General features: G+C 36.1%; 15 protein-coding genes and 1 pseudogene. 14 read left to right on the forward strand and 2 right to left on the reverse strand.

Annotation, left to right across the window (positions count from 1 at the left end; translation table 11 throughout):
• Positions 1-76 precede the first annotated feature (76 nt).
• Complete coding sequence (locus U473_RS03290; protein WP_068723306.1) at positions 77-1081, reverse strand: aromatic acid exporter family protein; 1005 nt, start codon at positions 1079-1081, stop codon at positions 77-79.
• A gap of 119 nt (positions 1082-1200) precedes the next feature.
• Between U473_RS03290 and holA the strand changes: the two genes are divergently transcribed.
• Complete coding sequence (gene holA, locus U473_RS03295) at positions 1201-2196, forward strand: DNA polymerase III subunit delta (RefSeq protein WP_161937274.1); 996 nt, start codon at positions 1201-1203, stop codon at positions 2194-2196.
• Positions 2197-2243: 47 nt separating this feature from the next.
• On the opposite strand, the gene rpsT is transcribed toward holA, so the two are convergent.
• Positions 2244-2522: a 30S ribosomal protein S20 gene (gene rpsT, locus U473_RS03300; RefSeq protein ID WP_068723310.1), complete on the reverse strand. Its 279-nt coding sequence runs from the start codon at positions 2520-2522 to the stop codon at positions 2244-2246.
• 163 nt (positions 2523-2685) lie between these two features.
• Here rpsT and gpr point away from each other — a divergent pair, with 163 nt between their 5' ends.
• The 13 genes and pseudogenes from gpr (at position 2686) to U473_RS15470 (ending at position 16997) form a co-directional block, all read left to right on the forward strand.
• A complete protein-coding gene (gpr, locus tag U473_RS03305) occupies positions 2686-3738 on the forward strand; it encodes a GPR endopeptidase (RefSeq protein ID WP_068723312.1) in 1053 nt (350 codons plus the stop codon).
• Between the two features lie 85 nt (positions 3739-3823).
• Positions 3824-4969, forward strand: coding sequence for a stage II sporulation protein P (gene spoIIP, locus U473_RS03310; protein ID WP_068723315.1), 1146 nt, complete (start codon positions 3824-3826; stop codon positions 4967-4969).
• Positions 4970-4974: 5 nt separating this feature from the next.
• Positions 4975-5355, forward strand: coding sequence for a DUF3679 domain-containing protein (locus tag U473_RS03315; protein ID WP_068723318.1), 381 nt, complete (start codon positions 4975-4977; stop codon positions 5353-5355).
• A 108-nt stretch (positions 5356-5463) separates the two neighbouring features.
• On the forward strand, positions 5464-7275 hold the full coding sequence (gene lepA / locus U473_RS03320) for a translation elongation factor 4 (protein WP_068723320.1): 1812 nt from the start codon (positions 5464-5466) through the stop codon (positions 7273-7275).
• A gap of 115 nt (positions 7276-7390) precedes the next feature.
• Positions 7391-8532 (forward strand): annotated as a pseudogene (hemW, locus tag U473_RS03325) (radical SAM family heme chaperone HemW).
• 88 nt (positions 8533-8620) lie between these two features.
• The gene (hrcA, locus tag U473_RS03330; RefSeq protein ID WP_068727432.1) at positions 8621-9664 is read left to right on the forward strand and encodes a heat-inducible transcriptional repressor HrcA; all 1044 of its coding nucleotides are present in this window, start codon (positions 8621-8623) and stop codon (positions 9662-9664) included.
• Positions 9665-9850: 186 nt separating this feature from the next.
• On the forward strand, positions 9851-11395 hold the full coding sequence (locus U473_RS03335; protein WP_068723321.1) for a TCP-1/cpn60 chaperonin family protein: 1545 nt from the start codon (positions 9851-9853) through the stop codon (positions 11393-11395).
• An 11-nt stretch (positions 11396-11406) separates the two neighbouring features.
• Positions 11407-11985 (forward strand): nucleotide exchange factor GrpE, encoded by a 579-nt coding sequence (gene grpE, locus U473_RS03340; protein WP_235589058.1) that lies wholly within the window; start codon positions 11407-11409, stop codon positions 11983-11985.
• Positions 11986-12040: 55 nt separating this feature from the next.
• A complete protein-coding gene (gene dnaK / locus U473_RS03345; RefSeq protein WP_068723328.1) occupies positions 12041-13873 on the forward strand; it encodes a molecular chaperone DnaK in 1833 nt (610 codons plus the stop codon).
• A 160-nt stretch (positions 13874-14033) separates the two neighbouring features.
• Positions 14034-15158, forward strand: a complete 1125-nt coding sequence (dnaJ, locus tag U473_RS03350; RefSeq protein WP_068723339.1) for a molecular chaperone DnaJ — start codon at positions 14034-14036, stop codon at positions 15156-15158.
• 152 nt (positions 15159-15310) lie between these two features.
• Complete coding sequence (prmA, locus tag U473_RS03355) at positions 15311-16246, forward strand: 50S ribosomal protein L11 methyltransferase (protein ID WP_068723341.1); 936 nt, start codon at positions 15311-15313, stop codon at positions 16244-16246.
• Between the two features lie 17 nt (positions 16247-16263).
• The gene (locus tag U473_RS15465; RefSeq protein WP_321164140.1) at positions 16264-16695 is read left to right on the forward strand and encodes an RsmE family RNA methyltransferase; all 432 of its coding nucleotides are present in this window, start codon (positions 16264-16266) and stop codon (positions 16693-16695) included.
• On the forward strand, positions 16638-16997 hold the full coding sequence (locus U473_RS15470) for an RsmE family RNA methyltransferase (protein ID WP_321164141.1): 360 nt from the start codon (positions 16638-16640) through the stop codon (positions 16995-16997). The genes U473_RS15465 and U473_RS15470 overlap by 58 nt, the downstream gene beginning before the upstream one ends.
• The last annotated feature ends 1 nt before the right edge of the window (position 16998 follow it).

Raw genomic sequence — 16998 nt, forward strand, 5'->3', positions numbered from 1 at the left:
TAGGCCTTTTCATTGGGCGTTTACATAAGTGTGATTGGACGATAAAACCGTGGAATTCCACGGTTTTTGTTTTATGTTACTTTAAATTATTTTTATAGAATAAAAATAAGGTATCTGCGTATTCGCGGACATAGATGAAAATATGATACAGATGAGCTCGATCAACAAACTCTTCACGGGTTTTCGGCAATGGAGAGTTGGCGTAATGATCATTTAATTGATTTAATAATTCAGACATTTCTTTAAAAGTCTCTATTGGGTTTAAGCTTGGATTTTTTTGCATTTTAGAAAGTTGTTGTAAAGCTCCTGCAATACTTTTTGAATGTATGCGTGTAGATTGAAGGTGTCCAACTTGGAAAGTTAATTCTTCTAATAGAGTAATCAACTTTTTATATAGTTTTAGCATCGTGATATATTTAGTATAGATATTGATTTCCTCCGAAAGTAAAGCATTTTCTTTGCTAATTTCAGCTTGATCCAACAAGACTTTGATTTGTTTTCTACATTCATAATACTCATCTTGTGTTGGAATAGATCTCAACTCAGGATTCTTTACGTTTGCTGCCATTCGTTCAAAAAAAGTAGAAAAACGAGTATTAAATTCTTCTATATTCTCTTTTAATAGCGCATCATACTTTTGGGGAACAATCAAGTTAACTAGAACGCTAACAACAATTCCTATTCCAATGACTGCTATCTCTTTTAAGGAAAATGAAACAAATTGTTTTCCTGTGATCGGCATCGCATCAAGAACATGATAGACTACAATTGTGGCTAAAATAATACCATCGGCCAATTGAAGTCTTACAATGAGTGAAAGTGCGAGAATTGTTCCGATACCAAAGGCTATTACCGATTTACCCAAAAACACTCCTAAAATCAGTCCAATAATCACTGAAAGTAAGCTACCTAAAAAGAGGGTAACTCCATATCGAATCGTTCGTTTAGATGTTTCTTTCATGGCTATTAAGGCAACAACACCAGAAAAAGTGGTTGTAAATCCTAATGCATGAGCCAATCCAATGGATAAAGAAACAGCAATTCCGGTTTTTATTATCCGCTTCCCAATTTTATACTTCATAAATTTACCTCCTCTTCCTTAGTAATTATACCTGAATAAATTTAGCATTTATTAAAAAACAAGAGCTAATGTTTTACTCTTATTATAGTATAATGAAGGTTGTTAAAGGAGGGTGGAGCATGTCTAAACGGATTTACTTATTCTATGGAACAGAAAGTTTTCTTATAGAGAATAAAATTAAAAACATCATACATAAATCTATTCCCGAAGACCAAAGGGATATGAATGTGATTACTTACGATTTATTAAACACTCCGATTGAAGAGATCATCCAAGATGCGGAGACACTACCTTTTTTGGCTGACCATAAAATTGTAATTGGGAAAAATGCGTTCTTATTTACAGGCCAAAAAGTCCCACAAAAGATCGAACATCAAATAGATCGCTTAGAACAATATCTAGAGCAACCCGTTGATTTTAGTACTTTAATTTTTTGGGTACCTGTTGACAAATTAGATGAACGGAGAAAAATAGTGAAACAAATGAAGAAGTTTGCTCAGGTGGAATCATTCTCTTCTCTTTCTGATGCTTCTTTATTAGATTGGCTGACTGAGATTGCTAAAAAAGAAGGGGTAGAAATTCTACCAGAAGCTGGTCAGTTGCTTATTCATTTGGTTGGTCAAGACTTACAATTACTAAATCAAGAAATAATAAAAATGGCTACCTATGTTGGGAAAAGTGGACTCATCGATGAAAAAGTCGTTCAAGAATTAAGTGTGCGGACGATAGAACAAGACATTTTTGCATTGATTGATCAAGTTGCGAATTTACAAATTGAAGTGGCTTTTCAAATCTTCTATGACTTATTAAAAAATAAAGAAGATCCAATCAAAATGGTGGCATTACTAGCTCGTCAGTTTCGGCTGATCTTGTACTCAAAAGAATTACAGCGAAAAGGCTATTCTGCACAACAAATCGCTTCTCAATTAGGTACCCATCCCTATGCAATACAAATTGCCTTAAAACAATCAGTCAAATTTAATGAACAACAATTACAAAATATCTTAATCAAATTAGCAGAAATCGATTATGAAATCAAAACGGGACTGAAGGACAAGGTATTAGCATTAGAGATGTTTTTCTTTTATTTGAAGAATCCCACTTTCTTCCCATAAAAAAAGCGACCCTTATATGTATGGGTCGTTCTTTTTATCCTTATTTATTAAGCAGTTACATTGGATGAAAGTGAATTAAATTTTTGAGCAAGACGTGATTTTTTACGAGAAGCAGCGTTTTTATGAATAAGCCCTTTAGTTACCGCTTTGTCCAATTTTTTGGTTGCATTCAAGAGAGCGGCCTTTGCAGCTTCTACATCATTATTTTGAACAGCTACTTCAAATGTTTTAATTGCAGTTCGAAGAGCTGATTTTTGAGCAATGTTTCTTGCATGTCTTGTTTCAGTCGTTTTTACACGCTTAATTGCAGATTTAATATTTGGCATTACGTTCACCTCCCTTGGTGCAACAAATAAATAAAGAATTCCAAATACAACATGAAATATTTTAACATGCTCTTATACATATTGCAAGATTTAATCGAATCTGTATAAAGAAACCAATTGGTAAAAGAATAAAAATATCTATAGAAGAAGGAGAAGATTGAACATGAAGAAAGGACATGATATTGATTTAAGCCCATACCAAGTACGAACCGATCTTGCATTAGAAAGTCATTTAATGGCTGTAGAACAACAAGGCAATATAATTTCTGGGGTCGAGGTTGATGAACAACAATTAGAGGGTATACATATTACAAAACTATATATTTCAACAGATGAAGGAGCACGTACATTAAATAAAAGGAAAGGGAACTACTTAACTTTTGAAGCTCCTGGGTTAAAGAATCATGATTCAGCATTACAAGATGAAATGACAAATGTTTTTGCAAAGGAGTTTAAGCAATATCTTCAACAGCTACAAATTGCCGACAATGCCAAAGTATTAGTCATTGGGTTGGGAAATTGGAATGTAACTCCTGACGCGGTAGGGCCTATGGTTGTAGAAAATTTACTGATCACCCGCCATCTTTTTGAACTGATGCCAGATCAGGTAGAAGAAGGTTTTCGGCCAGTCAGCGCATTAGCTCCAGGGGTTTTAGGGATTACTGGGATAGAAACGAGTGAAATTGTTCAAGGGGTTGTAGAAAGGAGTTGCCCAGATTTGGTAATTGCTATCGATGCACTTGCTTCACGTTCACTTGAACGAGTGAATTCTACAATACAAGTAGCAGATACTGGAATCGCACCTGGTTCGGGGATTGGCAATAAACGAAAGGCATTAGATAAAGAAACATTAGGTGTTCCTGTGATTGCCATTGGGGTACCAACCGTTGTTGACGCGGTCTCAATAACAAGCGATACCATCGATTATATTTTAAAATATATGGGAAATCAGATGGATATTCGAAATCCATTTGGCAAACCCTCAAAGAATCCTAAACATCGTGAAAAATTCCTAGGGTTAATTGGAACACTTGAAGAACGAGAAAAACGTCAACTGATTCATGAAGTTTTAGCACCTTTAGGTCACAATTTGATTGTCACCCCAAAAGAAGTGGATACCTTTATAGAAGACATGGCTAACATAATTGCTAGTGGGTTAAATATGGCATTACACCATGCAGTTAATGATGGGAACATAGAATCTTATACTCATTGAACGAAAAAATGAAAGGTTGTTCTAATTCTCCTTTTCCTTGCATAGATTGGTGGTAAAGACTGTAATGAGGAGAAAGGATGAAAATATGAGACAACCTTCTATCCAAAAAATATTTATGTCCCTTTCTTTAGGAACAGCTTTATTGTTTTTGCTATTTAGTATTGTGTTATTACAATTTTCACCAAAGCAACAACAAAATTTAAATTGGTGGAATCAATACACAGTGAAATGGTCTACCAAACAAATTCTTCAAATGTTTGAAATAGAAATTCCTTTTTTCCAAATGAATGTACAAGCTCTCACTGAGAATGAGGGCGAAGAAAAAGAAAGTTCATTATTAAGTTTTCTACCTTTCTTCACCCCAAGCCATCCTAATGATTTGATCAAACAGGAGATTCCAGGTTTTTCCGTAATGGATCTCCAACAACTCACAGCATCTAATATTACGGATATTGACCATGAACTAATTGAATCAACTCCTCCGGAGGAATTTTTGCAAGAGGAAAAATTGGACGACCCTGATTCAGCTCAACAAGAAGCATTAAAAACAATGGTTTCAAACAAAAAATTAGTGTTTATTTACCATACACATGATACAGAAGCTTATATCCCAGAGGTAAGAAAAAAAGAACCAGAGATCAAAAAAGAATCTGATATGTATTACAACAGTTCAGTGAATGTGACCCAAGTTGGGAAGAAATTAGGCGAGGAATTAAATAAATTAGGGATTAAATCTGTTGTTTCCACAAAAAAGTATAATCCTGAAAAGTTTAGTTTATCCTATTTAGAATCAAGAAAAACAGTAAAAGCAGCATTGCAGCAGAATGATTACGAATTTATTTTTGATATCCATCGTGATTCGCAACGCCGTGAAGATACGACGGTAAAAATCAATGGAAAAGATTATGCAAAAATTGCTTTTGTTATTGGAACAGGAAACAAAAATTATGAACAAAACAAAGCATTTGCCTTAAAACTTCGAGCTGCGATTGAAAAGCGTTATCCGGGTCTAACAAAACCAATTATCGCAAAAGAGAAGACAAAAGGTGTGAATGGGGAATATAATCAATCCCTTTCACCTAACCTATTGGTGATTGAAGTTGGGGGTATTGATAATACATTTTCGGAAACTGATAGGACAGCAAAAGCACTTGCTGAGGCGGTGGCAGATCTTTATTGGCAAGCTGAACAAGTGGATGCAAAACCACAAAGCAATTCAAGTAAGGAGTGAATCCATTGGTTAGATTTACGATTCGTTTTATCTCTATCGTTGTGATCTTAATGTTTGGAATATTGATCGGCATGAATATGGCTGAGAAGGGGATATACCGAGTTGCTGGTAATCCTAATCTTCCGACAGATAGTTTAAATATTGCTCAAAAAAATCAACAGGTAGAAGTAAAAGTTTTAGGAAAAACGTATACAACAACGATCCCAAAAACAACGAAAACAGAAAAAGATACTTCCCCGAAAGAAAAAGAAGAATCTACGCAAAAGGTGCCTTCCTCTAATCAAATGAGTTTATTAAGCAAGGTAGGAAATGCTTTAAGTATAACCCTGCAAAAAGGAGCAGAGAAAGGATTGGAAATATTAGCCAATTTCATTCACAATTCTTAAGAGAGCTATAATGGCTCTTTTCTTTTTTGATTCCTGATTGTTTCTATATTGGATAATTGTTATAATATTATGCAGTGTATTTGTCTACGGTTGTAGGAGGAATTTATCATGAGCGATCTTGACAGACAAAAAAGGATTCGAAACTTTTCCATTATCGCCCATATCGATCATGGAAAATCTACATTAGCTGATCGAATATTAGAATATACAGGTGCTTTAACAAAGAGGGAAATGGAAGATCAAGTTTTAGATCAAATGGAACTTGAACGGGAACGTGGAATTACCATTAAACTTCAAGCTGTACGTCTAAATTATAAAGCAAAAGATGGGGAAGAATATCTTTTGAATTTAATCGATACCCCAGGACATGTAGACTTTACTTATGAAGTTTCTAGGTCTCTAGCAGCTTGTGAAGGGGCTATCCTTGTCGTGGATGCAGCTCAAGGAATTGAAGCTCAAACATTAGCAAACGTTTATCTTGCTTTAGAAAACGATTTAGAAATTATCCCAGTGGTTAATAAAATTGATTTACCAAGTGCTGAACCGGAACGAGTAAAACAGGAGATCGAGGATGTTATTGGTTTAGATGCATCAGATGCAGTACTAGCTTCGGCAAAGGCTGGGATTGGGATTGAGGAAATTTTAGAGCAGGTCGTTCAAAAGGTTCCTGCACCTATTGGCTCGAAAGATGAGCCGTTACAAGCCCTGATCTTCGACTCTCACTATGACCCATATAAAGGAGTGATCACTTATATCCGTGTAGTCAATGGAACGATTAAACCGGGTATGAAAATAAAGATGATGGCCACAGGTAAGTCCTTTGAGGTAACAGAAGTGGGTGTCTTTAAACCAAAAATGACACAAGTTGATGAATTAACAGTTGGCGACGTAGGCTTTGTCGTTGCAGCAATCAAAAATGTAAAAGATACCCGTGTGGGAGATACGATTACAGATGCCAAAAGACCTGCAGCAGAACCATTGCCAGGTTATCGTAAAGTCAATCCAATGGTATTCTGTGGATTGTACCCTGTTGAAACACAGGATTATAATGATTTAAGAGATGCATTAGAGAAGCTTGAATTAAATGATGCAGCCTTAAAATATGAACCTGAAACGTCAACAGCATTAGGTTTTGGTTTCCGTTGTGGATTTTTAGGATTACTCCATATGGAAATCATTCAAGAACGACTTGAACGTGAATTTGGAATCAATTTAATCACAACAGCTCCAAGTGTGGTTTATCATGTAACAAAAACCAATGGAGAAAAATTGGTCATAGATAACCCATCTAATTTGCCTGAGCCAGTTCATATTGAATATATTGAAGAACCATATGTAAAAGCAGGGATCATGGTTCCAAATGACTATGTCGGAGCAGTGATGGAACTTTGTCAGGGAAAACGGGGAGAATTTGTCGATATGCAATATTTAGATACCAATCGTGTTACCTTGACATATAATATGCCTTTATCTGAAATTGTCTATGATTTCTTTGATCAATTAAAATCGGGAACCAAAGGGTACGCTTCCTTTGATTACGAGCTAATTGGATATAAAGCCTCTAACTTAGTAAGAGTAGATATTTTACTCAATGGAGAAAAAGTAGACGCACTCTCGTTTATCGTTCATAAAGACAGAGCATATCACAAAGGAAAGCAGATTGCAGAAAAACTAAAACAATTAATTCCTAGACAAATGTTCGAAGTTCCAATTCAAGCTGCCATTGGCAATAAAATTATTGCTAGAGAAACGATTAGTGCGATGAGAAAAAATGTATTAGCAAAATGTTATGGTGGAGATATTTCGAGAAAAAGAAAGCTTTTAGAAAAGCAAAAAGAGGGTAAAAAACGAATGAAGGCCGTAGGAACTGTTGAAGTTCCCCAAGAAGCCTTTATGGCTGTTCTAAAAATGGACGAATGATGAATGAATAGGAAAAATAAAAAGAATATCGAAACCTGCACTGAGGTGTAGGTTTTCCTTGTTTTTAACAGATGGAAATAGGCACTTTTGCGGGGGAATGAAGGAGGGATAAAGCGTGGCAAATGCAGTCTATATTCATATACCGTTTTGCACGAATAAATGTCATTATTGTGATTTCAACTCATATGTTGTAAGTGGTCAACCTGTCATGGAATATTTAAAAGCCCTCGACTTAGAAATGGAAAAAACGGTTGAGCTATTTCCAACTGGAGAAATCAAAACGATTTTTGTTGGCGGTGGAACGCCAACGGTTTTAACTCCAAAAGAAATGGAGGTTTTTTTGACTTCTGTTCGCAAGCATTTCCCTCATTGGAACGAGGAGATTGAATTTACGATGGAAGCTAATCCAGGAACTGTGGAATTAGATAAATTAAAAATGATGAAGGAATTCGGAGTCAATCGGATTAGTATGGGTGTTCAAGCCTTTCAAGATGATTTATTATCATTTATTGGACGAATACATTCTGAAAAAGAAGTTTATCAGAGTATAGAGAATGCTCATCACTTAGGGTTTAAAAACCTTAGCATCGATTTAATGATCGGTTTACCAAATCAAACGATTGAGATGGTTAGAGAGAGTCTGAAAAAGGCAATTCAACTTCAATTACCTCACTTCTCTGTATATAGCTTAAAAGTAGAACAAAATACATTATTTCATACATTTTATCAAAAAATAGATTACCCTTACCTCCTGAAGAAGATGAATTAAATATGTATTTAATCACCATGGAGGAAATGGAAAAACACGGATACCATCAATACGAAATTAGTAATTTTGCAAAACCAGGGTATGAAAGTAAACATAATATCACCTATTGGAAAAACGAAGATTATTTCGGATTGGGTGCTGGCGCTCATGGGTATATTCAAGGCAGAAGACATGCGAATATCAAAGGGATACGACCCTATATTGATCATCTATTAATGGAAAATCAATTACCAAGATTCGAAGAATTTGAGGTCTCACTGCAGGAGAAAAAAGAAGATATGCTGATGTTAGGTCTACGAATGCTTGAAGGGGTCAAATTTAGCGACTACGAAAAAGAGTTTAATGAAGAGATGTTGAGCCGATTTAGAGCGCAAATTGAGAAATTAGTAAATCTTGGGCTATTGATGAAGGAAAAAGACCGAATCAAACTCTCTCAAAAAGGACTGATTTATGGTAATGAAGTCTTTGCGGAATTTATTTCCGTATAGGAATTGACAAGACAGGGTAGGATTTGATATCTTTTAAATAGATTTTAGCACTCGTCAAAGGTGAGTGCTAATAATGGAGGTGGATGGTTTGCTGACAGAAAGACAGAAAAAGATATTAAAAGCTATCGTCACTCATTATATTGAATCTGCTGAGCCGGTTGGTTCTCGGTCAATTTCTAAGCGGCAAGATATTGGTTTTAGTTCTGCAACCATCCGTAATGAAATGGCTGATTTGGAAGAAATGGGTTATTTAGAACAACCACATACTTCAGCTGGTCGGGTTCCATCAAATAGAGGATATCGTTATTATGTCGATCATTTAATGAACCCAGAAGATTCGATTATTTCAAAAGATATTTTGACGAATATTAGCAAAGTATTTACAGATCAATTTAATGAATTTGAACAATTGATCGAACAAACTGCGATCATTTTGTCGCAAATTACAAATTACACAAGTATTATTTTGGGTCCAGAGATTTATCATACTAAACTGAAGAATATTCAAATCGTGCCGATTACAGATGAAAGTTTAGTTGTGATACTGGTAACCAATACAGGTAAAGTAGAACATAAGATGTTAACTATACCACAAGGGGTTTCCATCAATGAGATTGAAAAAATGGTTCGTTTTTTGAATCATAAATTATCGGGAATACCGTTGTATCAATTGAAATCAAAAATATTTATGGAAATAAACAAGGAATTTCAACGCAATTCTTATGAATTTGAGCAATCGATGAAGATGATTGATCAGATCCTTTTAAACCTTGATGAAACCACTTTAGATAATAAAATCTATATGGGTGGCACAACGAATATCCTTAATCAACCTGAATTTAGCGATATCAATACTATTAAAGATCTTCTCACTTTGTTTGAAAAAACAGATACCATTAGACAGTTAGTGAGCTCTAATCATAAAGGAATTGAAGTGAAGATCGGAACTGAAAATGAGATTGAGATTGCAAGTAACTGTAGTATTATTACTGCCACCTATGAATTCGAAGGTAAACCTTTGGGAACAATCGGTATCTTTGGTCCTACCCGTATGGATTATGGGCGTGTGATTCGTATCTTAGAATTTTTAACAAAAGATTTATCGGAATTTATTTCCCGCTTATATAAATAAAATGTTTTTTGGATAGCCACCACTTTAACAGTGGGGCTTACGCTTTTTGAATATTAAAGAAGATATAACTTTCTTTTCATTATTATAATGAGATCCCGCAAAAGTAACCGGAAATATCTTTTCAAGGAAGGCGGCACTTTTGTGGACTTTCTTAAATTGTACTTTGTGTTGAAAGGATGCTGAATGATGAATCATCACAGCAATCAATCCCATCAAGAAACCGATGATCGACTAACTGCACTACATAGTAATACAAATGCCATTAGGGCTATTGCTTCAGCAGTGGAAGGTACTTTGGGTCCTAAAGGTTTAGATACGATGTTGGTCGATACTACAGGCGAAGTTGTGATTACCAACGATGGGGTAACCATTTTAAATAAAATGGAAGTAAATCACCCTGCAGCAAAAATGCTTATACAAGTGGCTCGTTCCCAACAAAATGAGATTGGTGATGGAACAACGACAGCCACGATTCTATCAAGTGAATTATTGTCTTTAGCAGTTAACCAAGTAGATAGAGGCGTTCCCATTCCTAAGGTGATAATGGGTTTAAAACAGGGAATTCGACTTGCAATCCAATTTTTGAAACAACATGTAAGGCCTGTAGAAGATTTAAATAAGGATTGGATTCATCAAATTGCTTTAATTGCGGGTCGAGAGCATGAAGATGTTGCTGAGCTTATTGTAGAAGCTGCCAAATTAGTGGGGAAGGAAAAGTTATTAGATTCCCAGTTCAAATTTGCAGATACGATTTTGGCATATGAAGGTTCAGAAAATGAATTAGTCTCAGGCCTCATTTTGAAAAAGAAGAAAATGAATCCTGATATGCCTCAAAAGATAGAAAACGTGAAGCTACTAGTCATACAGGATGCTTTTGAACCTGAAGAGATTGATGATGAAGCATTAGGAACGGAAATAGGGTTTAGCAAGTACCTAGAATATAAAGAGATCTTTAAGCAAAATCTAGATAAAGTAGAACAATTAGGAATTAATCTGATCGCGGTTCATCGTGGGATCGATCCTATGGCAGAAGAATTTTGTGTCGACCATGGAATTATGATGATTCAGCGTCTTTCTAGTGAAGATATGAAGCTTTTAGCTGAACATACTGGTGCCAAAATGATGAAACGTTCAGGTTTAAATAAAGAGCTTGAAGAGTTAAAATCCTATTTGGGATATGCTCAACTTGTCTATGAAGATGAAAAACTTGAAAAAGTAAGAGTAGTTGGAGGAAAAGGTAAACCGACGGCTACGATTCTAGTAGGTGCATCTACTGGCGAAATTGTAGAAGAAAGAGAGAGAATTGCAAAGGATGCTGCCTCGTCAGTTCAAGCTGCCATTCGTTCAGGTTATGTACCTGGAGGAGGGGCAGTTGAAATGGCCATTTCCAAGGAAATCGAAAGAATACGGGAACAGACTCGTGGTATGGAAGGCTTTGGACTTGAAGCTGTTGCTCAAGCTTTAACAAAGCCAATGGCCCAAATCGTATTAAATGCTGGATTTAACCCATTAGAAAAATTAGATGAGGTAAAAGTGGCCCAAATCGAACAGCAAAGTGATGCCATTGGTATTAATACAGACACTGGACAATTGATGGATATGGAGCAAAATGGCATTCTTGATCCTGCCTTGGTAAAAATTCATGCATTAAAAGCTGCGGGGGAAATTTGTGAAGCGATTTTGCGTATTCATACCATTATTCGTATGAAAAAAGATGAAGACCAAGATTAGGAGGTGAATCAATGACAGATCAAATGAAGGAAAAAGAAACCACTGTCATGGAAGAAGAAAATGAGAATGTAGCAGAACAAGAAGTTTCAGCTGAAATGAACAATGAAAAGGATTCAAATGAGGTTGGGGTGCAAGAAGAACAGGATGAAGTGTCACAATTAAAGCAAACGATTGAAGAGTTACAAAATCGTCTATTACGCACCCAAGCAGATTTTGAAAACTTTAGGAAAAGAACAAGAGTTGAAAAAGAAGAATTAGCAAAATATGCAACAGCAAAGCTTGTTGAATCCCTTCTTCCTGCAATAGATAATTTTGAACGAGCTATTGACTCAAGCAAAGATTCACAAAACCTTGATTTATTTTTACAAGGGGTAGAAATGGTTTATCGTCAAATTGAACAAGTATTGACGCAAGAGGGATTAGAAAAGATCGAAGCTGTTGGACAGCCTTTTAATCCTGAAATTCATCAAGCAGTGATGCAAGTAGAAACAGATGAATTTGATTCAGGAATCGTTGTGGAAGAATTACAAAAAGGATACAAGCTAAAAGAAAAAGTAATTCGTCCTTCAATGGTTAAGGTAAATGCATAAACAAAGTGTATAAGAAATTAAAATTTAAGATAAATTTGTTGGAGGTAATGTTTTTATGGGAAAAGTTATTGGAATTGACTTAGGAACAACAAACTCTTGTGTTGCTGTATTAGAAGGTGGCGAACCTGTTGTAATACCTAATCCAGAAGGAAACCGTACAACACCATCTGTTGTTGCTTTTACAAAGGATGGAGAACGTTTGGTAGGTGAAGTTGCAAAACGTCAAGCAATTACAAATCCAAACACTGTCATCTCGATTAAACGTCATATGGGTACAAATTACAAAGTGAATATTGATGGGAAAGAATACACACCACAAGAAATCTCAGCCATTATCCTACAAAAATTAAAAGCTGATGCAGAAGCTTATCTTGGCGAACCTGTTACTCAAGCAGTTATCACTGTTCCAGCCTATTTTAACGATAGCCAACGTCAGGCTACAAAAGATGCAGGTAAAATTGCTGGTTTAGAAGTACTACGTATTGTAAACGAACCAACTGCTGCTTCTTTAGCTTATGGATTAGAAAAAGAAGAAGATCAAACAATCCTCGTTTATGACCTTGGAGGCGGTACTTTCGACGTATCCATTCTTGAATTAGGTGACGGATTTTTTGAAGTAAAAGCGACTAGTGGAGATAATAAACTTGGTGGTGACGATTTTGACCAAGTGATTATAGACTATTTAGTCGATATCTTTAAAAAAGAAAATGGAATTGATTTAAGTAAAGATAAAATGGCTTTACAACGTCTTAAAGATGCAGCTGAAAAAGCAAAAAAAGATCTATCTGGTGTTCTAACCACTACGATTTCTCTACCATTTATCACGGCAGATGCGACAGGGCCTAAGCACTTAGAAGTTACTTTAACTCGGGCAAAATTTGAAGAATTGACTGCTCATTTAGTAGAAAGAACAATGGGTCCAACTCGTCAAGCTTTAAAAGATGCTGGATTAAGCCCAAATGAGATTGATAAAGTCGTTCTTGTTGGTGGTTCTACTCGTATTCCAGCAGTGCAAGAAGCGATTAAGAAATTTATAGGGAAAGAACCTCATAAAGGAGTAAACCCTGATGAAGTGGTGGCTCTTGGGGCAGCTATTCAAGCTGGTGTGTTAACTGGTGATGTAAAAGATGTCGTATTACTTGACGTTACACCATTATCACTAGGGATTGAAACATTAGGTGGCGTATTTACAAAATTGATTGATCGCAATACTACCATTCCTACAAGTAAATCCCAAGTCTTCTCTACCGCAGCTGATAACCAAACTGCTGTTGACATTCATGTGCTTCAAGGGGAAAGAGAAATGGCCGCATATAATAAAACATTAGGCCGTTTCCAATTAACGGATATTCCACCTGCACCACGTGGTATTCCGCAAATTGAAGTAACTTTTGATATCGACGCTAACGGTATAGTAAATGTTTCTGCGAAGGATTTGGGTACAGGAAAAAGCCAAAAAATCACCATTACTTCTTCAAGCGGTTTAAGTGATGAAGAAGTTGAGAAAATGATCAAAGAAGCAGAAGCAAATGCTGAGGCAGACAAAAAACGTCGTGAAGAAATCGAAATTCGCAACCAAGCAGACTCCATGATTTATACAACAGAAAAAACATTAAAAGAGCTTGAAGGAAAAGTAGATCAAGCTGAAGTTGATAAAGCAAATCAAGCAAAAGAAGCATTGAAAAAAGCCTTAGAAGGCAACAATATTGAGGAAATTAAGTCTGCGAATGAAAAACTCACAGAAGTTGTTCAACAACTATCTGTCAAACTTTACGAACAAGCACAGGCACAAGCAGGTGCACAAGCTGAAGCAGGAGAACAAACCAATAAAAAAGAGAACGTGGTAGACGCAGATTATGAAGTTGTCGATGATGACAACAACAAATAATCTAGAGTATGTATATTACATGAGCTTCGTCATCGATGCCTTTCTACTTATTCATTGTTTAATGAAAAGAGAGATATACTTTTTTTTCCATTTAATTAAAGTCAAAGTCGATCTTCTTGGCTTTGACTTTTGCATGTTTTCTAAAGAACGGGGGGATTGAATGAGTAAACGGGATTATTATGAGGTACTTGGCGTCAGTAAAAATGCCTCAAATGAAGAAATAAAAAAAGCTTATCGGAAACTTGCTCGTCAATATCATCCTGATGTCAATAAATCACCAGATGCTGAAACCAAATTTAAAGAAGTGAAAGAAGCCTATGATGTATTAAGCGATGCACAAAAACGTTCTCGTTATGATCAGTTTGGACATGAAGATCCTACTGCAGGTTTTGGAGGATCAGGTTTTGGTGGAGCAGATTTTGGTGACTTTGGTGACATCTTTGATATGTTTTTTGGAGGCGGAGGAAGAAGAACCCGAAATCCAAATGCCCCAAGAAGAGGAGCAGACCTTCAATATAGTATGACCTTAGAATTTAAAGAGGCCGTATTCGGTAAGGAAACAGATATTACGATTCCTAGAGAGGAACAGTGCGATACCTGTCATGGAACAGGCGCAAAACCAGGTACTAAAATCGAGACTTGTTCGGTATGTAAGGGAACTGGCCAGCAAGAAGTGGTACAGAATACCCCGTTTGGTCGTATTGTCAATCGTAGGGTATGTAATGCTTGTCATGGGCAAGGTAAAATCATTACTGAGAAATGTACAGATTGCCATGGTAGTGGACGAGTGAAGAAACGAAAAACGATTCATGTCAAAGTCCCAGCAGGTGTTGATGATGGTTCTCAACTAAGGGTAAGTGGTGAAGGGGAGCCAGGAGTCAACGGTGGACCTTCAGGAGATTTGTTTATTGTTTTACATGTTAAAGCTCACGACTTTTTTGAACGTGATGGTGATGATATCTATTGTGAGGTTCCTATCACTTTTACCCAAGCAGCCTTAGGGGATGAGATTGAAGTTCCTACTTTAGATGGAAGAGTCAAGTTAAAGATTCCTGAGGGAACACAGACAGGTACAAACTTCAGATTAAGAGGAAAAGGTGTGCCTCGCTTACGTTATAGTGGTAGAGGTGACCAGCATGTGAAAGTGGTTGTTGTTACACCAACCAAATTGACCACTGAACAAAAAGATCTATTACGACAATTGGGGAATTTAAGCGGAGAGGAAACACATGAGCAACAAAAGTCATTTTTTGAAAGAATGAAAAAAGCTTTTATGGGGGAATAGGGTGTTCCCCCTTTTTATCGAAAAAGAAAGCATAACTTTCTTTTCATTATATTAAAATGAGTCCCCACAAAAGTAATCGGAATATGGTTCGAAGGAGGTCGTTACTTTTGTGGGCTATCTTGTCTTCTAATAATTTCAGGAGGAATTATAATATGAAATGGTCAGAAATTACGATTCATACAACTCAAGAGGCAATTGAGGCAGTGGCGAATATTTTACATGAATCTGGTGCAGGTGGGGTAATCATTGAGGATCCAGAAGTACTAAATCGGGAATGGGAAACTCCATATGGCGAAGTCTATCAACTTTCTCCTGAAGATTATCCTGAAGAAGGTGTATATGTAAAAGCTTATTTGCCTTTAAATAGTTATTTAATGGAAACGGTTGAACAAATTAAACAACTTATCAATAATTTGCTAACCTACAATATTAATATTGGTACGGGAAAAGTATCTATTTCAGAGGTAAATGAAGAAGATTGGGCATCTGGATGGAAAAAGTATTATAAGCCAGTTAAAGTATCTAATCGAATCCTCATCACTCCTACATGGGAGGAAGTAGAAGAAACAAATGACCAATTAATCATTGAATTAGACCCGGGAATGGCCTTTGGTACAGGCACTCACCCTACAACAGTCATGTGTATTCAAGCTTTAGAGAAAGTAATTAAAGGTAACGAAGAAATGATTGATGTAGGATGTGGAACAGGCGTATTGAGTATCGCTGCTGCAAAACTAGGTGCAAAGCACATACTTGCTCTTGATTTAGACGAAGTAGCTGTTAAAAGTGCAAAGTTAAATACAAAAATCAATCATGTAGATGACAGGGTTGAGGTGAAACAAAATAATCTACTGGATCATATTGATCAACAAGTAGATATAGTTGTCGCTAATATCCTAGCAGAAGTGATTCTAAGGTTTACCGGTGATGTAGCAAGGATACTTAAGCCAAAGGGAATCTATATTACTTCAGGTATTATTCAAAATAAGAGTGATTTGGTAAAAGAAGCCCTTAAAAGGGAAGGTTTGGTTATAGAGGAAACACTTCAACAAGAGGATTGGGTAGCGTTTATTGCAAAAAAAGTTTAGAATAGTAGGGATATCATATGCAAAGATACTTTGTTCCAAAAGAACAGTTTAACGAAGATAGAGTGACTATTTTGGGCGATGATGCTCATCATTTGATCAAAGTATTACGTTCTGAACCAGGAGATCAAATCATTTGCTCAAATGGAGGAGGATTAGATGTTTTAGCAGAAATCACTTCAATTGAAGCGAAACAAGTGGATTGTCGCATTCTTTCTAAACTTGAGGGAACCCGTGAACCAAAAGTTGAAATCATTCTTGCTCAAGGGCTACCAAAAGCTGATAAAATGGATTTGATTATCCAAAAGGGAACTGAAATTGGAGTAAAAAGTTTTATTCCCTTTACCTCTGAGAGAACGATTGTTCAATTAAATGATAAAAAAGAAAAAAAAGATTGGAACGATGGGAAAAAATTGCAAAGGAAGCTGCTGAACAAGCACAACGAAGTGTAATTCCTAACATTTTACCAGTGCATAGTTGGAAAGAATTATTACAGATTATAAAAAATGAATGGTCTCTTATTGCTTTTGAGCAAGAAAGCACGAAGACATTATACCAAGTTCTTTCAAACAATCTGGAAGTAAAACGGGTTTTACTCATCATTGGTCCTGAAGGTGGTTTTTCCAATCAGGAAGTCATCGAAGCAGAAAATCAGGGTTCTATCTCGATTTCTCTTGGTAATAGAATTCTCAGAACAGAAACAGCTGGTCTTGTCGGTGTAGCAAATATCTTATATCATCTAGAAAGGGGATAAA

Source organism: Tepidibacillus decaturensis (genome assembly GCF_001561915.1).
Taxonomy (GTDB): Bacteria; Bacillota; Bacilli; order Tepidibacillales; family Tepidibacillaceae; genus Tepidibacillus_B; species Tepidibacillus_B infernus.